We start from the raw sequence: 20379 nt of genomic DNA, 5'->3' as shown, positions 1-20379 counted from the left end.
CGGCATGACGCCACGCGAATTGATCGACACCGCCCCGGTCCCCGGCGGCGAGCCGCTGCGCCTGTTCCGCCGCGGCGGCGACTATATGATCGTGCTCGACCGCAACGAGCTGATGAACAGCCGGATGAGCGGCTCCGAAGAGGCGCTGGCGACGATGACGATCGACCGGCTCGCCGGCCGGGCCGCGCCGCATCTGCTCGTCGGCGGCTATGGCATGGGCTTCACGCTGCGCGCCGCGCTCGCCGCGCTCGGCCCGCAGGCGCGGGTCACCGTCGCCGAACTCGTGCCGCAGATCGTCGACTGGGCGCGCGGGCCGATGGCGGCGCTGACCGCCGGCTGTCTCGACGATCCGCGCGTCGCCGTCACCTTCGCCGATGTCGCCGAGGTGATCGCCGCGACGCCGCGGACCTATGACGCGATCCTGCTCGACGTCGACAACGGCCCCGACGGGCTGGTCCGCGCCGCCAACGACCGGCTGTATGCGGCACGCGGCCTCGCCGCGGCGCGCGCGGCGCTGACCCCCGGCGGGGTTCTCGCCATATGGTCCGCCGCGAAGGACGCCGCCTTCGCCCGCCGCCTGCGCGAGGGCGGCTTCGCCGTCGACGAGGTCACCGTCCGCGCGCGCAGCAACGGCAAGGGCGCGATGCACACGATCTGGTTCGCCGTGCCGCGCTGAGCGTGCAACCCCGCGCCGGCCGGACGGTTCGGAAGGCGTGGACGAAGGAGGATGAGATGAGCGAACGCGTAGCACGCATCACCCGCACCGGCGGGCCCGAGGTGATCGAATGGGTCGACGCCGACCTGCCGCCGCCCGCCCCCGGCGAGGTGCGGATGCGCCACCACGCGGTCGGCCTCAACTATATCGATACCTATCACCGCAGCGGCGTCTATCCGGTCGAGCTGCCCGCCGGCCTCGGCAGCGAGGCGGCGGGCGTGGTCGAGGCGGTCGGCGACGGCGTCGAGGGCTTTGCGGTCGGCGATCGCGTCGGCACCTTCGGACCGGCGCGCGGCGCGTACGCCACCGCGCGCAACGTCGCCGCGCAGCAGCTTCTCCACCTGCCCGACGACGTCGACGACGAGACCGCGGCGGCGTTGCTGCTCAAGGGCTGCACCACCGAATGCCTGGCCGATCGCTGCGCGCGGGTGCAGCCCGGGCAGACAGTGCTGGTCTGGGCGGCGGCCGGCGGCGTCGGCCAGCTGCTGGTCGGCTGGCTGAAGGCGATCGGCGCGACGGTGATCGGCACCGCGGGCAGTGCCGACAAGGCCGAGCACGCACGTGCCGCCGGTGCCGACCGCGTCATCCTCCACCGCGACGAGGATGTCGCCGCGCGGGTCCGCGCGCTGACCGACGGCGATGGCGTCGCGGTGGTCTTCGACGGCGTCGGCAAGGCGACGTGGGACGCGACGCTCGCCGCCACCGCACGGCGCGGGCTGATCGTCAGTTACGGCAATGCCGGCGGGCCGGTCACCGGCGTCGCGCTCGGCACGCTCGCCGCCAAGGGCTCGCTGTTCGTCACCCGCCCGACGCTGTTCGACTATTACGTCACCGCCGAGGAGCGCCGCGCCGGCGTCGACCGCGTCTTCGCGATGCTGCGCCGCGGCGCGATCCGCCCGCACATCGGCCAGCGCTTCGCGCTCGAACAGGCCGCCGACGCGCATCGCGCGCTCGAAGCCGGCGACACGCACGGCAGCACGGTGCTGGTCGTGCCGCACCGATAGCGCCGCATCGACGAGGGGGATCCGAGCGGAATTGCTCCCCTCGGCGGGGTAAGACGCTCACATATAAAGGTTCGTGTGAGCCCGCCGTTTTCCAAACCCACCCCGTCACCCCGGACTGGTTCCGGGGTCCACCCTGCGGCGAGGAGAAAGGCTGTATTCGACGACATTCCCTTTCGGCCCGGTGGACCCCGGAACCAGTCCGGGGTGACGAATCTCATGTGGAAACCGATCGAGCCCCATCAACATAGCCACATGCAATAGCCCTGCTCGCCAGAGGGGAGGAGTTTGACCGAACGTCGACCCCTGCACCGCGCATGATCGCCGCCCGTGACGGCTTTGTCATCGGCGCGTCTTGATAGCGGCACCCGGTCTGGCGCATGTGGGGCGGGGGGGAAGTGCCGTATCATGTCTCAACATCCCGTGTTCTATGACGCCAGCGGGCGGCGCAAGCGGCGCTTCACGCTCGGCGTCCTCGCGTTCGTCGTGCTGGTCATCCTCGCGGTCGCGGTGTTCGCGGTGTCGATCGGCGCCGTCCCCGCGGCGCCGCTGCTGCCGGTGGACGTCGAGCGCCCGGTGCTGCGCCGGCTCGCCCCCCCGCACGGCGTCATCCGTCGCGCCAAGCGTGGCCTCAATTATTACGCCGGCGAGCTGCTCGGCACCGGCCGGGGCAAGGATGCGGCGGCCAACCCCAACCTCGCCATCGCCTTCCACACCCCCTGGGACCCGTCGAGCGCCGCCAGCCTCGAACGCCATGTCGAACAGCTCGACTGGGTGATCCCCGGCTGGGTCTCGGTCACCGGCGCCGATCATCACCTCACCGTGTTCCGCGACACCGCCGGCCGCGCCATCCTCAACCGCGCCGTGCATCGCCCGGTCGTCATCCCGATGATCCAGAATGCGACCAACGGCACCTGGGACGGCGCCGGCACCGCCGCGCTGCTCGCCGACCCGAAAGCGCGCGCGGCCTTTCTCGACCGGCTGATTCCGTGGCTGGCGGCGAACGGCGCCGGCGGCGCCTTCTTCGATCTCGAGGACCTGCCGGCAAGCGCGCAGGCGAATTATCGCACCTTCCTCGGCGAGGCGCAGCGCCGCTTCGCGCCGCGTGGCTGGAGTGTGTCGATCGCCGCGCCGGTCGCCAATCCCGACTGGAACCTGCCCGCCTACGCCCGGGTCACCGACAAGATCTTCCTGATGGCCTATGACGAGCACGAGACGAGCGGCCCCGCCGGTCCGATCGCCTCGCAGCATTGGTTCGCCGAGACCGTCGCCAATGCGGCGCGCGGCATCCCCGCCGCCAAGCTCGTCGTCGCGATCGGCTCCTACGCCTATGACTGGCACGACGGCAGCGGCGACCCGCTCGGCGTCGAGGAGGCGTGGCAGGCGGCGCGCGATTCGGGGACGATGCCCGCCTTCGATCGCGCCAGCGGCAACAGCAGCTTCGCCTATAGCGAGGGCGGCACCCGCCACGTCGTCTGGCTGCTCGACGCCGCCTCCGCCTATAACCAGATCGAGATGCTGCACCGCGCCGGCGTCGGCAGCGTCGCTTTGTGGCGGCTGGGCTCGGAGGACCCGGGCCTGTGGTCGCTGTTCGGCCGCGATCACCGCACCTTGCCGCCGCCCTCGGCGATCGACGCCATCCCCGCCGGCACCAACGTCGACATCGAGGGCGCGGGCGAGATCCTCAAGATCGCCGCCACCCCCGTGCCCGGCGCGCGCCATGCGGTGGCGGGGCCGGGTGGCGCGATCACCGACGTGCGCTTCGATCGCCTGCCCAAGGCCTATGAGGTCGATCGTACCGGCTATCGCAAGACCCAGCTCGCGCTGACCTTCGACGACGGTCCCGATCGCACCTGGACGCCGCAGATCCTCGACGTGCTCAAGCAGAAGCACGTCGCCGCCACCTTCTTCATCGTCGGCGAGAATGCGCTGACGCAGCGTTCGCTGCTCCAGCGGATGGTCGCCGAGGGGCATGAGATCGGCAGCCACACCTATACCCACCCGAACCTCGCCACCGTCTCGCCGGGGCAGGTGTGGTTCGAGCTCAACGCGACGCAGCGCCTGTTCCAGGCGTTCACCGGCCATTCGCTGCGCTTCTTCCGCGCGCCCTATTTCGGCGACGCCGAACCCTCCACCGCGGACGAGATCGAGCCGGCTCTGCAGGCGCAGGAACGCGGCTACGTCTCGGTCGGCCTGCACGTCGATCCCGGCGACTGGAAGCGGCCGGGCGTCCAGCAGATCATCGACGCCACCATCGCCCGGGTGACCAGCGGCCCCGACCATTGCGACGAGGATTCGGATGCGGATTGCAGCCGCAACGTCATCCTGCTCCACGACGCCGGCGGCAATCGCGCCGAGACGGTCGCGGCGTTGCCGGTGATCATCGATCGGCTGCGCGCGCTCGGCTATCAGTTCGTGCCGGTGTCGACGCTCGCCGGCCTGTCGCGCCATGCCGCGATGCCGCCGATCAGCGCCAGCGACCAGCTCGCCGCCAATGTCGATCTCGGCCTGTTCACCATGCTCGGCGCGATGGCGATCGGCCTGCGCTGGCTGTTCGCGATCGCGATCGCGATCGGCATCCTGCGCGCACTGGCGCTCTCCGCGCTGGCGCTGATCCAGGCGCGGCGCGAGGGGCGCACCGTCTTCCCGCGCATCGACCCCGACCGCTTCGTCACCGTGCTCATCCCCGCCTATAACGAGGAGCGCGTCATCGAACGCGCGGTGCGCGGCGTGCTCGCCTCCACCGACGTGCGGATCGAGGTGATCGTGATCGACGACGGTTCGAAGGATGCGACCTCCGCGATCGTCGCCGCCACCTTCGCCGACGATCCCCGCGTCCGCCTGCTGACGCTGGAGAATGGCGGCAAGGCGCGCGCGCTCAACACCGGACTGGAGCTGGCCAAGGGCGAGATCGTCATCGCGCTCGACGCCGACACCCAGTTCGAGCCGACGACGATCGCCCGCCTCGCGCGCTGGTTCGACGATCCGCAGCTTGGCGCGGTCGCCGGCAACGCCAAGGTCGGCAACCGGGTCAACCTCGTCACCAAATGGCAGGCGCTCGAATATATCACCGCGCAGAACCTCGAACGCCGCGCCTTCGCCCGCCTGAACGCGATCACCGTCGTACCCGGCGCGGTCGGCGCGTGGCGGCTGGCGGCGATCCGCGCGGTGGGCGGCTATCCGCACGACACGCTGGCGGAGGATCAGGACCTCACCATCGCGATCCAGCGCGCCGGCTGGCGCGTGCAATATGACCAATATGCGATCGCCTGGACCGAGGCGCCCGAGACGTTCCGCGCGCTCGCCAAGCAGCGGTTCCGCTGGGCGTTCGGCACGCTGCAATGCCTGTGGAAGCATCGCTCGGCGATCGGCCGCAGTGCCCCGCGCGGGCTCGGCTGGGTCGGCCTGCCGCAGGCGATCGTCTTCCAGATCCTGCTCGCCGCGATCAGCCCGATCATCGATCTGGCGCTGCTCGTCAGCTTCTTCGTCACCTATCTCGACATCCAGGCGCACGGCTGGGCGCAGACCAGCCACGACGTCTATACGATGCTCGGCTTCTGGCTGGTGTTCACCGCGATCGACCTGCTCGCCGCGACGATCGCCTTCGCGCTCGAACGCCGCGAGAAATGGCGCCTGCTCTGGCTGCTGATCCCGCAACGGATCGGCTATCGCCAGATCATGTATTACGTCGTGCTGAAGGCGATAGCCCAGGCGCTGCGCGGCCCGATGGTCGGCTGGGGCAAGCTCCAGCGCACCGGCCGGGTGAGCGCGACGTGATGCGACCGCGGGGAAATGGTTATCTTGTGGCTATGCCACCCCGACGTGTTTGAATCCTCCGCGAAAGTCCACTCGCCTTCCGATGTAGTACAGTGTTCCGGCGAAAGCCGGAACCCAGGGCCAAGCAGTACAACAGCCTATAGTGTTCCGGACTCCTCGGCTCCTGCTTTCGCAGGAGCACTGGTGGGCTCCCGCAACGGTTTCGAACACGTCGGAGGTCACGGATGACTGTGGGGAAGGGGTAGCGAATGACCACGAAGCGCATCACCGTCGCGGCGCTCGGCGTCGTCGCACTCGCTGCGTGCACGACGACGCGCGGCGAGAAGCCGGTCCTGACCGCGTCGGCGGCGAAAGCCATCGCCCGCGCGTGTCATGCGGTCAGCGGGACGATCGGCCACGACCGTCAGTCCGCATTGCCGTCGGCGCAATTCATTCTGCCGCCAGGCGCATCCTCGGCCGGCGACCGCGTCGCGCCGATGGTGGCCTGCCTCGGCGCGCGGCTCGCCGCCTATCGATACGAGATGATGAGCCTCGACGAAGTGCGCTGAAAACGCCGGTCGCGCCGGACGAAACCCTTGTATACGACGGTATATATTCGTTGGTTCGAGGTGCCGTGATGATCCGTTCCCTGCTGCTCCTGTCGCTCGCGATCGCCGCGCCCGCGGCGGCGCAGCGCAAGCCGCCGCTGGTACTCGCCGCCGCCAGCCTTCAGGAATCGATGAACGCCGCCGCCGACGCCTGGGCGAAACAGGGCCATCCGCGCCCCGTCGTCTCCTTCGCCGCCTCCTCGGCGCTGGCGCGGCAAATCGAGGCGGGCGGTGCCGCCGATCTGTTCGTCTCCGCCGATCAGGAGTGGATGGACGCGCTCGCCGCCAAGCGGCTGATCGTCGCGAGCAGCCGCGTCACCTTCCTCGGCAACCGCCTCGTCGTCGTCGCGGCGAAGGGCAATCCGGTCCGTATCCCCGTCCGCCCGCCCGCCGCGCTGGCACGGGTGCTCGCCGCCGGGCCGCTGGCGATGGCCGACGCGCCGGTCCCCGCCGGCCGCTACGCCGAGGCGGCGCTGCGCAGCCTCGGCGTGTGGAGCGCGGTCGCCCCCAAGATCGTGCGCGGCGACAGCGTCCGCGCTGCCCTGACGCTGGTCGAGCGCGGCGCCGCGCCGCTCGGCATCGTCTACGCCACCGATGCGAGGGCGTCGTCAAATGTGCGTATCGCCGGCGTCTTCCCGGCGCGCAGTCATCCGCCGATCACCTATCCCGTCGCTCGCCTCGCCGCCTCGCGCAATCCGGAAGGGGAGGGCTTCCGCCGCTTCCTGATCAGCCGCCCCGGTAAGGCGATCTTCGCCGGCTACGGATTCACCCCGCGCTGATGCTGTCGCCCGCCGAATGGACGATCGTCGCGCTGTCGCTCAAGGTCGGCGGCGTCGCGATGGCGGCGGTGCTGCCGCTCGCCTTCGCGCTGGCGTGGCTGCTCGCGCGCGGGCGCTTTCCCGGCAAATTGCTGCTCGACGCGCTCGTCCATCTGCCGTTGGTGGTGCCGCCGGTCGTGATTGGCTGGCTGCTGCTGCTCGCCTTCGGCCCCAACGGCCCGCTCGGCAGCCTGCTCGAACATTGGTTCGGCGTGACCGTCCTGTTTCGCTGGACCGGCGCGGCGATCGCTGCGGCGATCATGGCGCTGCCGCTGATGGTGCGCGCGATGCGGCTGTCGATCGAGGCGGTCGACCGCCGCCTCGAAAGCGCCGCGCGCACGCTCGGCGCCGGGCCGTGGCGGGTGTTCTGGACGCTGACCCTGCCGCTCAGCCTGCCCGGAATCCTCGCCGGCGCGGTGCTCGGCTTCGCGCGCTCGATCGGCGAATTCGGCGCGACGATCACCTTCGTCTCCAACGTGCCGGGCGAGACGCAGACGCTGCCGCTCGCCATCTATTCCGCGCTCCAGCAGCCCGGTGCCGAGGCGACCGTCTGGCGCCTGTCCGCCATGTCGGTCGCGCTCAGCCTCGCCGCGCTGCTGATCTCCGAACTGCTCACCCGCCGCGTCCGCCGGGGCCTGCATGTCCTTTGAGATCCGCGTCGAGAAGCGGCTCGGCGAGGCCTCGGTCGCGCTCGACCTGCATGCGGGCGAGGGGCTCACCGTCCTCTTCGGCCCGTCGGGGATCGGCAAGACGAGCGTGCTCAACATGGTCGCCGGCCTGCTCCGCCCCGATGCCGGCCGCATAGTCGTCGCCGGCCGCACGCTGTTCGATTCGGCGCAAGGGATCGACGTCGCCCCCGAGCACCGCCGCGCCGGCTACGTCTTCCAGGACCCGCGGCTGTTCCCGCATCGCCGCGTCCGCGCCAACCTCCTCTACGGCGCCGCGGACGACAGCGGCCTCGCCGCCACCGTCGCGATGCTCGGCATCGGCCACCTGCTCGACCGCTGGCCGCGCACCCTGTCGGGCGGCGAGGCGCGCCGCGTCGCGATCGGCCGCGCGCTGCTCAGCGACCCCGCCTTCCTGCTGCTCGACGAGCCCTTGTCGTCGCTCGACCGGTCGCGCCGCGGCGAGATCATGGACGCGCTGCTCCGCGTCCGCGACGAGGCCGGCCTGCCGATCCTGATGGTCACCCACGATCCCGAGGAAGCCGAACGGCTCGGCACCCGCATCGTCACCGTATGATCCCTCTTTGCCGCAAAAGCGTAACATGCCATGCGTAGGCGGACGCTGCGGGACGGGATGACTTCATGCGCTTGAAACTCGACGCGCGCACGCGGCGCCTTTTGCGCCGCTTGCCCGTCGTGAACGTCTATTCGCTGGCCGAGCTGATCCTGATCGCAGGACTGGCGACGCAGAGCGCGCGACTGGTGTGGACGCTCGTCACGCCGGTGTCGCCGCTCGGCGACTGGCGCCCGGCGGCGGTCACCGTGCCCGGCCGCCCCTATGACGTGCTCGCCGGGTTCGATCCCTTCTTCCGGCTCGGCGGGCCGCAACAGGGGCCGGCGACCGTCACCTCGCTCCAGCTGACGCTGTTCGGCATCCGCGTCGACGAGGCGTCGGGCCGCGGCTCGGCGATCCTCGCCGGTCCCGACAACGTCCAGAAGAGCGTCGCGGTCGGCGAGGAGATCCAGCCCGGCGTCCGATTGAAGGCGGTCGCCTTCGACCATATCACCATCGATCGCGGCGGCACCGCCGAGGATCTGTTCCTCGTCCAGTCCGACGCGCCCGCCGGCGCCCAGCCCGCCGCGCTCGGCGCCCCCGGCACGCCGCCCGCGCCGCCGTCGCCCGGCACCGGCGCCCCCGCGGCGATCCGCGCCAATCAGATCCGCAACGAGATCGGCTTCATCCCGCGCATCGATTCGGGCCGCATCTCCGGGCTCGTCGTCCGCTCGCAGGGGTCGGGCGCGCTGTTCCGCAACGCCGGCCTGCGCGACGGCGACGTCGTCACCGCGATCGGCGGCCGGCCGGTCAGCGGCCCGCAGGACCTCGACCGCGTCACCGCCGATTTCGCCGGCGGCGGCAACATCCCCATCACCGTCGAACGTGGGTCGCAGACGCTTGCGCTCGCCATCACGATCGCGCCCAATTGATGAAGACGGTTCCCATGAAGACGCTCGCCTCCGCCCTGCTGCTGTCCACCGCCGCGCTCGCGCTGCCGACGACGGCGCTGGCCCAGACCACGCTCAACGTCCGCGACGCCGACATCCGCGCCTTCATCGCCGACGCCGCCAAGGTGACGGGCCGCACCTTCATCATCGACGCGCGCGTCAACGGCAAGGTGACGGTGGTCACCGACCGGCCGCTCAGCCGCTCCGAATATTTCGAGACCTTCCTGTCGACGCTGCGCGCCAACGGCCTCGTCGCGGTGCCGACCGGCAACGGTGCCTTCCGCATCCAGCCGATCGACAATGCCGCCTCGCAGCCGAGCCGCATCGGGTCGGCCGGCGCCAACCGCAACAGCTTCGTCACCGAGATCGTCCGCCTCCGCTCGATCGACGCGACGCAGGCGATCGAGACGGTGCGCCCGCTGGTCAGCGCGCAAGGGTCGGTCAGCGCCAATCGCGGCTCGAACAGCCTCGTCGTCGTCGATTTCGGCGACAACATCCGCCGTATCCGCGAGGTGCTGCGCCGCGTCGATGCCGACAATGCCTCGACCCGCGTCGTCGCGCTCAAGAACGCCAGCGCGAAGGAGATCGCCGCCGCCCTGCAGGGCCTCGCCACCGGCGCGCCCGGCGGGCAGGGCGGCGGCGGTGCGCAGGGCGGCGTCGGCACCAGCGTCACCGCGGTCGACAGCAGCAATTCGGTCATCATCCGCGGCGACGCCAACAGCGTCGCGCGCCTCGTCCAGGTCGCGCAGGACCTCGACCAGAAAGCGAAGAACGGCACCGAGATCCGCGTCGTCTTCCTTGAGAATGCCGACGCCGCGCAATTGCTCCCCGTGCTCCAGCAGCTCGTCGGCCAGACCCCCGATGCGGTGCAGGAGACGCAGCTTTCGCGCACCCAGACCGGCTTCGGCAGCAGCACCGGCGGCAGCGGCGGCCAGAGCCAGCAGCGTCAGGTGACGCAGGCACCGGTCCAGCAGCCGAGCGGCGGCGGCAGCGCCAACGGCCCCAACCAGCCTGCGATCACCACCCAGGGCGGGCGTACCGCCGCGGTCGTCACCCGGTTCCAGGGCGCGAACGCGATCGTCATCGCCGCGCCCGCCGATATCCAGCGGCAATTGGCCGACGTCGTCCGCCAGCTCGACACCCGCCGCGAACAGGTGCTGATCGAGGGGATCGTCGCCGAAGTCTCCGATTCGACGGTCAACAAGCTCGGCGCGCAATTCGTCCTCGCGAACCCGTCGGGCGGCGCCTTCGCGGCCTCGACCTTCTCGAACAGCGCGCCCAACATCCTCCAGATCGCCGGCGCGATCGGCGCGCGCGAACTGTCGAACAACACCACGACGACGGTCGCGAACGGCGTTGTCACCACCGTGACCAACAATACCGCGTCCGATACGCTCACCCAGTCGGCGCTCAATTCGATCCTCAGCTCGACCGGCGGTTTCGGCGGCTTCGGCGGCAAGATCGGCGACGTCCTGTTCGGCGCGATCATCAACGCGGTGAAGAGCGATACGACGTCGAACCTGTTGCAGGTCCCGCATCTGGTGACGGTCGACAATCAGGAAGCGCACAGCCTCGTCGGCCAGGAAATTCCGATCACCACCGGCCAGGCGCTGTCGAACAATTTCGACAACACCTTCCGCACCACGCAGCGCGAGAATGTCGGCATCGAGCTGACCGCGCGGCCGCAAGTCAATTCGTCCGGCACGGTCAAGCTCAACCTGCGCCTCGAGGTCAGCTCGATCGCCGGCCCGGTGTCGAGCGACAACAGCGACCTCATCCTCAACAAGCGTGAGATCGAGACGACGCTGACCGTCGACGAGGGCCAGATCGCGGTGATGGGCGGCCTGCTCAGCGACGAGGAGCGCCGCACGATCGAGAAGATCCCGCTGCTCGGCGACATCCCGGTGCTCGGCAACCTGTTCAAGTCGAAGGCCAAGTCGCGCAACAAGACCAACCTCATGATCTTCATCCGCCCGACGATCCTGCGCAGCGCCGCCGACAGCCGCCGGGTCGCCGAGCAGCGCTACGGCTACATCCGCCTGCAACAGGGGCTGCAATCGCCCAATGAGGAGCCGTCGATCGACCAGCTGGTCCGCGACTATCTCGGCGCCGCACCGCCGATCCCCTCGGCACCGATCCCCGGCAACATCGAGGACCCGCGCATCGCGGTGCCGATCCAGCACAATACGACGAAGGTCATCCGCCCGAGGGACCGATGAGCAACACGCCCGCCGCGCATACCCCCCCATCGTCATCCCGGCGAAAGCCGGGACCCATGGACACGGCGCGGTCGGCGTCGGCACGCGCTATCAACGTCCCGCACCCATGGCTCCCGGCCTCCGCCGGGATGACGAACGGGGAGGGCGCCCGCCTCACCCCCAACTCTGTCATCCCCGCGCAGGCGGGGATCCATACGCGCGGACCTTACGGCGCCATCGCAACACCTGCGCGTCTGGATCCCCGCCTCCGCGGGGATGACGAGAAGGGGGAGGCGCCCGTCGCGATTCTCCCCACCGCCACGGGACTATCGGGGAGGACGCTCCCCCCATCGTCATCCCGGCGAAAGCCGGGACCCATGGACGCGGCGCAACCGGCGTCGGCGCGCGCCATCAACGACCCGCACCCATGGGTCCCGGCCTCAGCCGGGATGACGAAGGAAGAGGGCGCACCTCTCACCCCCAACACCGTCATCCCCGCGCAGGCGGGGATCCATACCCGCGGACCTTGCGGCGCCATCGCGACACCCGCGCGTCTGGATCCCCGCCTGCGCGGGGATGACGAAGGGGGGGAGGCGGCCGTCAGGGACATCGACTCCACCACGGGAATGACGAACCCGGTTAGGCACCAGCAATGATCATCCGCACCGGCGACGCCCTCGACGCGCCCGACACCGCCCCCGAGACCCTCGTCCTGCCCGAGCCCCCCGCCGCGGCCGAGCCGCTCCCGATGCTCGCCATCCCCTACGCCTTCGCCCGCAAGCACGGCGTCGTCGTCACCCATACCGACACCGACACGCATCTCACCGTCGCGCTGCGCGCCGGCGCTAACCCCAAGGCGCTGATCGAGATCCGCCGCTATCTCGCCCGCCCGTTCGATGTATCGATCGTCGAGGCGCCGCAGTTCGACCGCCTGCTCTCCGACAATTATGCGATGGACGGTCAGGCCAATGCGCTCGCCGCGGTCGGCATGGGCGACGAGCTGGACAGCCTCGCCGAGGGGCTGCCGACCGCCGAGGACCTGCTCGACACCGCCGACGATGCGCCAGCGATCCGCCTGATCAACGGCATCATCGCCGACGCCGCGCGCAACGGCGTCTCCGACATCCATATCGAGCCCTATGAGACCGGCCTGATCGTCCGCATGCGCATCGACGGCGTGCTGCGCGAGACGCTGCGCATGCCGCCGCACGTCGCCCCCGTCGTCGTCAGCCGCATCAAGGTCATGGCCCGGCTCGACATCGCCGAGCGGCGCGTGCCGCAGGACGGCCGCATGGGCCTCACCCTCGGCGGCAAGCTGCTCGACGTCCGCGTCTCGACCTTGCCGAGCCGCGCCGGCGAGCGCGTCGTGCTGCGTATCCTCGACAAGGACAATGCCGGCATCGATCTCGAGGCGCTGGGCCTCGATCCGGCGATGTACGCGCTGCTGCGCGGCGCGCTCGCCGAACCCAATGGCATCATCCTCGTCACCGGGCCGACCGGTTCGGGCAAGACGACGACGCTCTACGGCGCGCTGCGCCTGCTCAACGACGGCAGCCGCAACATCCTCACCGTCGAGGACCCGGTCGAATATGCCGTCGAGGGCGTCGGCCAGACGCAGGTCAATCCCAAGGTCGGGCTGACCTTCGCCGCCGGCCTGCGCGCGATCCTGCGCCAGGACCCCGACGTCGTCATGGTCGGCGAAATCCGCGACCGCGAGACCGCCGAAATCGCGGTGCAGGCGTCGCTGACCGGCCATCTCGTGCTCTCGACCGTCCATACCAACGACGCGATCGGCGCGATCACCCGCATGCGCGACATGAAGGTCGAGCCGTTCCTGCTCGCCTCGACCTTGCGCGCGGTGATCGCGCAGCGGCTGGTGCGCCGGCTCTGCCCGGTCTGCCGCCATGCGGTGCCCGGATCGCATGGCGTCGCCGGCCTGCTCGGCATCGAGCCCGACGCGACCGTCTACGAATCGGTCGGCTGCCCCGAATGCAACCACACCGGCTTCAAGGGCCGGATCGGCGTGTTCGAGGCGGTGCGGGTGGACGACACGATCCGCCGCATGATCAACGACGGCACCGACGAGACCGCGATCGCCGCCCACGCCTTCGCCCGCACGCCGAGCCTCGCCCAGGCGGCCGAGGCACTGGTCCGGCGCGGCCTGACGACGCCGGAAGAGGCGGTGCGCGTGTCACGCAGGGATGCGACCGATCTCGTGGTGGTGGACGATGCGTAACTGCGCGACCATCGTTCCCGGCAGGGCATCGCCATTGGCTATGGCGGCGCCCATGAGGCTCGATCGCTTCGTCCACAATATTCCGTCACCCCGGACTTGTTCCGGGGTCCACCCCGCGGCGAGGAGAACGGCTGGAGGAGCCTGCCGCACCCCTGCGGCCCGGTGGACCCCGGAACAAGTCCGGGGTGACGATGGAATTGAGGACATGTCCCGCGCAAACACGCGCCATAAGCCATCGCTCTCTCCTCGCGGGCGTAAATGGCATGGCTGACTTCGACTATCTCGCCATCGACACCCGCGGGCAGGAGCAGCGCGGCCACGTCGCCGCACCGTCGCTCGACGCCGCGCGCGCGCAGCTCGACCGCCGCAAGCTGTACGTCGTCCGCCTCGACCCCGGCGCGCCGCCCGCGGCGACCAGCCGCCCGCTGTTCGGCATCAAATTCGGGTCGAGGAAGATGAGCGTCAAGCAGCTCACCCTCTTCACCCGCCAGCTCGCGACGCTCAACCGCGTCTCGCCGCTCGAGGAATCGCTCCGCACGATCACCCGCCAGACCGAACAGGACAGCGTCCGCACCATCGTCGCCCACGTCCACGCCGGCGTCGTCGAGGGGCGCCGCCTCGCCGATTCGATGGCGCGCGAGGGCAAGAGCTTCCCGCCGCTCTATCGCGCGATGGTCTCGGCGGGCGAAAGCTCGGGCAGCCTGCCGACGATCCTCGACCGGCTCGCCGCGCTGCTCGAACGCCAGGCGGAAATCCGCGCCAAGCTCATTACCGCGCTCGCCTATCCGACCATCCTCGCGGTCGTGGCGATGGGTGTCGTCACCGCGCTGATGATGTTCGTCGTCCCGCAAGTTGTCGAGCAATTCGATACGGTTGGACAGCAATTGCCGCTGCTCACCCGGATCGTCATCGGCCTGTCCGACTTCCTCGTCGGCTATTGGTGGCTGATCGCTCTATGCGTGGCGTTAGTGGCGTTAGGCAGCTGGTACGCGCTGCGCGACCCCGCATTGCGCCTCGCCTTCGACACCGCTTTGCTGCGCCTGCCGCTGCTCGGCCGGCTGTTCCGCGACCTCCACGCCGCGCGCATGTCGCGCACCTTGAGCACGATGATCGCCAGCCGCCTGCCGCTGCTCGAAGGGCTCGCGCTCACCGCCTCGACGATCCACAACCGCCGCCTGCGCGCCGCCTCCGACGAGATCGTCGACGCCATCCGCGGCGGCGGCAGCCTGTCGGCGGCGATGCGCCGCGCCAACGTCTTCCCGCCTTTGCTCACCTATCTGGCGGCGTCGGGCGAGGCGGCGGGGCGGCTCGACGAGATGCTGGAACGCGCCGCCGACTATCTCGAACGCGAGTTCGACCGCTTCACCGCCACCGCCTTGTCGCTGCTCGAACCCGCGATCATCGTCGTGATGGGCGGCGTCGTCGCGACGATCGTGCTATCCATCCTGCTCCCCATCCTCCAGCTCAACACGCTGGCAGGACAATGAGGCAAGTCATGCGTACACCCAAGAAGAAGCCGCACCGCCGCGAAGAGGGCTTTACGCCCGTGAGGCGTTCCGCCGAACACGGCTTCACGCTCGTCGAGCTGATGGTCGTCATCGTCATCATCGGCCTGCTCGCCGCGATCGTGACGTTCAACGTCCTGCCCGCCGGCGACAAGGGCAAGATCACCAAGGCCAAATCGGACATTAGCACGATCGAGGGCGCGCTGGAAATGTACCGGCTCCAGATGAACAGCTACCCGACCACGTCGCAGGGTCTGCAGGCGCTGGTCACCGCCCCCGCGGGCGTCAACGCCGCCGAATATCAGCGCGGCGGCTATATCAAGAAGCTGCCGCCCGATCCCTGGGGCCGCCCCTATCTCTACGCCTCGCCCGGCCAGCACGGCGAGGCCGACGTCTGGAGCCTCGGCGCCGACGGCAAGGACGGCGGCGAGGGCGTCAACGCCGACATCACCAGCTGGCAATAACCATGGCCCCGCGCCGCAACGGTTTTACGCTGGTGGAGCTGATGGTGGTGGTGACCATCATCGGCCTCGCGGCGGCCGTGGCGGTGTGGAACATGCCCGATCCGCGCGGCCGGGTGGCGGACGAGGCCGCGCGCTTCGCCCTGCGCGCCCGCGCCGCGCACGATGCCGCGATCGTCGACGCCCGGCCGGTCAGCATCTGGGTCACCGCCGGCGGCTACGGCTTCGACCGGCGCGGCGCCGGCCAGTGGGTGGCGATGGCGGAGAAGCCGCTGCGCGTCGAACGCTGGACCGAGGGCACCGTCGCCGCCACCGGCGAGGCGAGCGGCCGCTTGCGCATCGTCTTCGATCCCACCGGCCTCGCCGACCGCCCCGCGCAGATCACGCTGACCCGCAGCGGCGCGCGCGCGGTGATCGACATGGCCGCCGACGGCTCGGTCCGGGTGGCGAGCTGATGCGGACGCGCGGCTTCACGCTCATCGAGATCATGGTCGCGCTCGCGGTGTTCAGCCTCGCGGTGCTCGCGCTGCTGCGGCTCGAGACCGCAACGATCCGCGGCGCCCGCACGCTCGACGAGAGCCTCGTCGCCGGCCTCGTCGCGCGCAACGTCGCCAACGATGCGGTCACCGAGGCGCAGCCGCCCGTCGCCGGCCGCACGACGGGCAGCGAGGTCAATGGCGGCCGGACGTGGACCTGGGTGCGGCAGGTGCGCGGCACCGGCAATGCCGCGATCGTCCGCATCGACGTCGCGGTGACCAACCGCGCCGGCCAGATCGTCGGCCGCACCACCGCCATCCGCCCGCCGGACCAGCCGTCGTGATCGCCATGCCGCCGTCCCGCCCGACCGCGCAAGCCGGCTTCACCCTCGTAGAGGTCATGATCGCGCTGATGATCTTCGGCCTGATCGCTGCCGCCGGCGTCGCGATCCTCACCTTCAGCGTCCGCGCGCAGACCGCCACCGGCAAGCGCTTCGACGATATCGCAGCGCTCAACCGCACTGCGTCGCTGCTCGCCGGCGACCTCGGCCAGGCGATCGACCGGCCCGCACGCGACGAGGGCGGCACCATGCTCCCCGCCTTCACCGGCGAAAGCGACGGCCGCATCCGCTTCGTCCGCACCGGCTGGGCCAATGTCGACGCCGCGCCGCGCGCCAGCGCGCAGAAGGTCGCCTATCAGCTCGACGGCAATATGCTGTTACGCGTCGCCTATCCGATGCTCGATGGCGCCGTGCCGCTGCCTGCGGTGACGCTGCTCGACAAGGTCGCCGGCGTCGCCGCCCGCTATCGCTACAGGGGCGCGTGGAGCGACCGCTGGGACGGCACGCAGGGCGCCGCGCTGCCGCAGGCAGCCGAGATCACCGTCCGCCGCACCGACGGCACCGCCTTCCGCCTGATGCTGCTCGTCGGCGCGGGCAGCAGCGCGAGCCCGCTCCCGGGTGCATCGCCGACCCCCAATCCGACGGCGACGTCGGGTGGCTGACCGCGAGCGCGGCGCCGCGCTGCTCACCGTACTGCTGCTCGTCGCGATGATCGCCGTGCTCGCCGGCACCGCGCTCGAACGGCTGCGGTTGACGACGCGGCTCGCCGGCAACGCGCTCGCGGGCGAACAGGCGCGCGGCTATGCCCGCGCCGCCGAGGCGCTCGCCACCACCAAGGTCACCGACATGCTCGGCACCAGCCGCGACCGCGTCACGCTGGCCGGCGGCTGGAGCAACCGCCCGTTCGGCCTGCCGCTGCCCGGCGGCGGCCTCGCGGTGGCGCGGGTGCGCGACGGCGGCAATTGCTTCAACCTCAACGGCCTCGTCACGAAGCTCGGCCCCGGTGTCTACACTTCGACACAGGCGATCGCGCAGCGCATCCAGTTCGTCCGGCTCATGCGATCGCTCAACGTCCCCGTGCAGTCCGCCGAACGGATTGCCGCCGCCACCGCCGACTGGATCGACAGCGATCAGGATCAGCAGGGCAATGGCGCCGAGGACCCGGTCTATCTCGCCCGCGCCACCCCGTATCGCACCGCCGGCACGCTGATGGCCGACCCCAGCGAGCTGCGCGCGGTCGACGGCGTCACGCCCGACATCTACGCGCAGCTTCGCCCGTGGATCTGCACCTTGCCCGATGCCAAGCCGGCGGCGATCAACATCAACACGCTCACCCCCGAACAGGCGCCGCTGATCGCAATGCTCTTCCCCGGCAATCTGTCGGCCGATGCGATCCGCGGCATGCTGCTCCGCCGCCCGCCGCAAGGGTTCAAGGACGCCAGCACCTTCCTCAACCTCGCCGGCAACGGTGCCACGCCCGACAGCGGCAGCGGCGGCCTCGCCGTCACCTCGACCTGGTTCGCGCTCGCGATCGACGTCAGCACCGGCGGCGTGCAATTGCAGGAAAGGGCGCTGATCGACGCAAGCCGGCTTCCCGCGCGGCTCGTTGCGCGGCAATGGGGCGACGAATCATGACGACGCTCCTGTTCCTCCCGTCCGGCGACCGCGGCTATCGCTGGCTCCGACTTGCCGATGGCGCGATCCGCGAAAGCGACGGCGTGCCGCCGGCAAGCGACGATCCCGTCATCGCGATCGCGCCTGCCGAATCGGTCGCGTTGCACTGGGCCGAACTGCCCGTCCGTTCGCCCGCGCAGGCGGTCGCCGCCGCGCGCTTGCTCGTCGCCGAGGCGAGCGCCACCCCGCTCACCGAACTCCACGTCGCGGTCGGCGACGAAGGCGAGGGCGAACGCCCGATCGCCGTCGTCGCGCTCGCGCAGATGGCGCAATGGCTCACCGACCTCACCGCGCATGGCATCGACCCGCTGGCGATCCTGCCCGCACCGCTGCTGCTGCCGCGTCCCGAGGAAGGCTATGTCCGCGCGACGATCGCCGGCGCGGCGCTGGTACGCAGCCGCACCACCGGCTTCGCCGACGAGGCGCCGCTCGCCGATCTGGTCATCGGTGACACGCCGCAACACACGCTGGACCGGGACGGGATCGATGCCGCGCTCGCCGCTGCGCTCGCCGCGCCGGTGCTCGACCTGCGTCAGGGGGCCTTCGCCCGCCGTCGTCGCCGCATCGGCATCGACTGGGCGCTGGTCCGCCGGCTGGCGGTGCTCGGCGCCGCCATCCTGCTGGTGACGCTCGCCATCGATCTCGTCCGGATCGCCAAATACAGCTTCGGCGCCGATGCGCTGGAAAGCCGCGCCGAGGCGCTCGGCCGCACGGGCCTCGCCCGCGGCGAAACGGTGACCGACGTCGACCGCCAACTCGCCGAACGCCTGTCGGCGGTGCGCGGCCCCGGCCTCGGTTTCACCACGACGGTCGCGGCGATCTACGACGCGGTGCGAGCGACGCCCGGTACCGAGCTGACATCGCTCGATTTCCAGTCGAACGGCAGCGTCCGTATCGGCGTCGGCGCGGCGCGCGAATCGCTGCCGACCGATCTCAAGCGGACGCTCGAGGCGGCCGGCTTCACCGTCGAGGCGGGGACGTTCCAGTCCGCCAATGGAAGGGTGACGGGCGAGATGACGGTGAGCCGGCGATGAGGTCCTTGCGCAACTGGTTCGCGGGACGATCTTTGCGCGAACGGCGGATGATCCTCGTCATGCTCGCTTTGCTCATCGTGACGATCATCTGGGGCGGGATCATCCTGCCCGTCCGCGACGGCCTGTCGGGGGCCCGCGAACGCTATGCCGATGCGGTCGTCCGCTTCGCCGCGACGCAGGACGAGGTCGACCTGCTCCGTTCCGCCGGCCGGCGCGTGCCGCTCAACGGCTCGCTCGCCGACACGCTGCGGTTGCGCGCCGACGCCGCCGGCCTCGCGCTCGCCACCGTCGACGACACCGGCGGCGGCCGCGTCCATGCCACGATCCAGGCGGCCAAGCCCGCCGCGCTCGGCCGCTGGCTCGGCGGGCTCGAGGCGAACGGCATCCTCGTCGAATCGGCGGTGTGGCGCGACAATCAGGACGGCAGCGTCGCCGCCGACCTCGTCGTCCGGGCGCGCGCGGCATGAGGCGCATCCGGCTCCGCACCGGCCCGGTCGCGCTGTTCGGCGCGCTGCTGCTGCTCGCGCTGCTCGTCTTCCTGCCGCTGCGGCTGGTGCTCGGCGCGGTCGGGCTCGGCGAACAGGGCTTTTCCGCGCGCACCGTCACCGGCAGCGTCTGGGACGGCCGGCTCAACGAGGCGCGGTTCGGCGATCTCGCACTCGGTTCGCTCGACGCCAGCCTCTCGCCCTTCGCCCTGCTGCTCGGTCGCGCCCGCGTCGCCGTCGACGGCGCCCCCGGTCTGATCCACGGTGCGATCACGCTCAGCCGTCACGGCCAGGGCATCGACGACATGACGGCGACGCTCCCCACCGGCGGCGCCTTCGCGCCCTTGCCGGTCAACCAATTGTCGCTGGAAGGCGTCACCGTCCATTTCACCGATACCGTCTGCGACAAGGCGGAGGGTCGCGTCCGCGCCCGGCTGATCGGCGAGGCGGCGGGCGTGCCGCTGCCGACCGAAGTGTCGGGCGTCGCGCGCTGCGACGCCGGCGCGCTGCTGCTGCCGCTCGCCAGCCAGGCCGGCACCGAGAGTATCGAGCTGCGCATCACCGGCGCCGGCCGCTACACCGCGGCGCTGCGCATCGCCCCCGGCGACCCCGCTGCGGCACAGCGTCTCGCCGCCGCCGGATTCGTCGGCGGGCAGGGGGGATATCGACTTTCCGTCGAAGGAAGCTTCTGACGGCCTTGACGCGGGGCGTTCGCCCCCGCTAGGGGCGCATGCGTTCGCGGCGACCGTAGTTCAATTGGTTAGAGCGTCGGCTTGTGATGCCGGAAGTTGCGGGTTCAAGTCCCGTCGGTCGCCCCATTCTCCGCCCTGTCGGCATCTGGTCAAATCCTGACTAGCCAAGCGCGTCGAGAAATAATATTACGGCCTTCCGCAATTTTCTGGC

19 protein-coding genes and 1 tRNA gene are annotated in these 20379 nt (G+C 70.6%); all 20 read left to right on the top strand.

The features are described from left to right. Window positions 1–4 precede the first annotated feature (4 nt). Complete coding sequence (locus MC45_RS04035; RefSeq protein ID WP_038659821.1) at window positions 5–676, top strand: spermine/spermidine synthase domain-containing protein; 672 nt, start codon at window positions 5–7, stop codon at window positions 674–676. 56 nt (window positions 677–732) lie between these two features. Then, window positions 733–1719, top strand: a complete 987-nt coding sequence (locus MC45_RS04030; RefSeq protein ID WP_038659818.1) for a quinone oxidoreductase family protein — start codon at window positions 733–735, stop codon at window positions 1717–1719. A 405-nt stretch (window positions 1720–2124) separates the two neighbouring features. Next, a complete protein-coding gene (locus tag MC45_RS04025) occupies window positions 2125–5493 on the top strand; it encodes a glycosyltransferase (RefSeq protein WP_038659815.1) in 3369 nt (1122 codons plus the stop codon). Window positions 5494–5741: 248 nt separating this feature from the next. Continuing rightward, complete coding sequence (locus MC45_RS04020; RefSeq protein WP_038659813.1) at window positions 5742–6041, top strand: hypothetical protein; 300 nt, start codon at window positions 5742–5744, stop codon at window positions 6039–6041. Window positions 6042–6109: 68 nt separating this feature from the next. Next, window positions 6110–6859, top strand: coding sequence for a molybdate ABC transporter substrate-binding protein (gene modA, locus MC45_RS04015; RefSeq protein WP_038659810.1), 750 nt, complete (start codon window positions 6110–6112; stop codon window positions 6857–6859). Beyond that, window positions 6859–7548, top strand: coding sequence for a molybdate ABC transporter permease subunit (gene modB / locus MC45_RS04010; protein WP_038659807.1), 690 nt, complete (start codon window positions 6859–6861; stop codon window positions 7546–7548). The genes modA and modB overlap by 1 nt, the downstream gene beginning before the upstream one ends. Then, a complete protein-coding gene (locus MC45_RS04005; RefSeq protein WP_038659804.1) occupies window positions 7538–8140 on the top strand; it encodes an ATP-binding cassette domain-containing protein in 603 nt (200 codons plus the stop codon). Before modB ends, MC45_RS04005 begins: the two co-directional genes overlap by 11 nt. Before the next feature lie 65 nt (window positions 8141–8205). Continuing rightward, window positions 8206–9048 (top strand): type II secretion system protein N, encoded by an 843-nt coding sequence (locus MC45_RS04000; protein ID WP_038659802.1) that lies wholly within the window; start codon window positions 8206–8208, stop codon window positions 9046–9048. After that, on the top strand, window positions 9048–11285 hold the full coding sequence (gene gspD, locus MC45_RS03995; RefSeq protein ID WP_425423994.1) for a type II secretion system secretin GspD: 2238 nt from the start codon (window positions 9048–9050) through the stop codon (window positions 11283–11285). Before MC45_RS04000 ends, gspD begins: the two co-directional genes overlap by 1 nt. 631 nt (window positions 11286–11916) lie before the next feature. After that, window positions 11917–13500, top strand: coding sequence for a GspE/PulE family protein (locus tag MC45_RS03980; RefSeq protein ID WP_081974323.1), 1584 nt, complete (start codon window positions 11917–11919; stop codon window positions 13498–13500). 263 nt (window positions 13501–13763) lie between these two features. Beyond that, window positions 13764–14987, top strand: coding sequence for a type II secretion system inner membrane protein GspF (gspF, locus tag MC45_RS03975; RefSeq protein ID WP_038659793.1), 1224 nt, complete (start codon window positions 13764–13766; stop codon window positions 14985–14987). Window positions 14988–14995: 8 nt separating this feature from the next. Next, window positions 14996–15469, top strand: coding sequence for a type II secretion system major pseudopilin GspG (gene gspG / locus MC45_RS03970; protein WP_081974322.1), 474 nt, complete (start codon window positions 14996–14998; stop codon window positions 15467–15469). 2 nt (window positions 15470–15471) lie between these two features. Continuing rightward, window positions 15472–15921 (top strand): GspH/FimT family pseudopilin, encoded by a 450-nt coding sequence (locus MC45_RS03965; protein ID WP_038659790.1) that lies wholly within the window; start codon window positions 15472–15474, stop codon window positions 15919–15921. Next, window positions 15921–16286, top strand: coding sequence for a type II secretion system minor pseudopilin GspI (gspI, locus tag MC45_RS03960; protein ID WP_038659787.1), 366 nt, complete (start codon window positions 15921–15923; stop codon window positions 16284–16286). Before MC45_RS03965 ends, gspI begins: the two co-directional genes overlap by 1 nt. Window positions 16287–16291: 5 nt before the next feature. After that, the gene (gspJ, locus tag MC45_RS03955; RefSeq protein WP_081974321.1) at window positions 16292–16945 is read left to right on the top strand and encodes a type II secretion system minor pseudopilin GspJ; all 654 of its coding nucleotides are present in this window, start codon (window positions 16292–16294) and stop codon (window positions 16943–16945) included. Further along, entirely contained in the window at window positions 16938–17918 is a 981-nt protein-coding gene (gspK, locus tag MC45_RS03950; protein ID WP_038659784.1) for a type II secretion system minor pseudopilin GspK, read from the top strand. Before gspJ ends, gspK begins: the two co-directional genes overlap by 8 nt. Further along, window positions 17915–18991, top strand: a complete 1077-nt coding sequence (gene gspL, locus MC45_RS03945) for a type II secretion system protein GspL (RefSeq protein ID WP_038659781.1) — start codon at window positions 17915–17917, stop codon at window positions 18989–18991. The genes gspK and gspL overlap by 4 nt, the downstream gene beginning before the upstream one ends. Further along, window positions 18988–19458 carry a type II secretion system protein GspM gene (gene gspM / locus MC45_RS03940; protein ID WP_038659778.1) on the top strand — a complete coding sequence of 157 codons (471 nt, stop codon included), beginning with the start codon at window positions 18988–18990 and terminating at the stop codon, window positions 19456–19458. The genes gspL and gspM overlap by 4 nt, the downstream gene beginning before the upstream one ends. After that, window positions 19455–20168, top strand: a complete 714-nt coding sequence (gene gspN, locus MC45_RS03935) for a type II secretion system protein N (protein ID WP_038659776.1) — start codon at window positions 19455–19457, stop codon at window positions 20166–20168. Before gspM ends, gspN begins: the two co-directional genes overlap by 4 nt. A gap of 49 nt (window positions 20169–20217) precedes the next feature. Continuing rightward, a tRNA-His gene (locus tag MC45_RS03930) sits at window positions 20218–20294 on the top strand. Window positions 20295–20379 lie beyond the last annotated feature (85 nt).

This window comes from Sphingomonas taxi, assembly GCF_000764535.1.
Lineage (GTDB): Bacteria > Pseudomonadota > Alphaproteobacteria > Sphingomonadales > Sphingomonadaceae > Sphingomonas > Sphingomonas taxi.
This window is presented reverse-complemented; position numbering and strand designations above follow the sequence as displayed.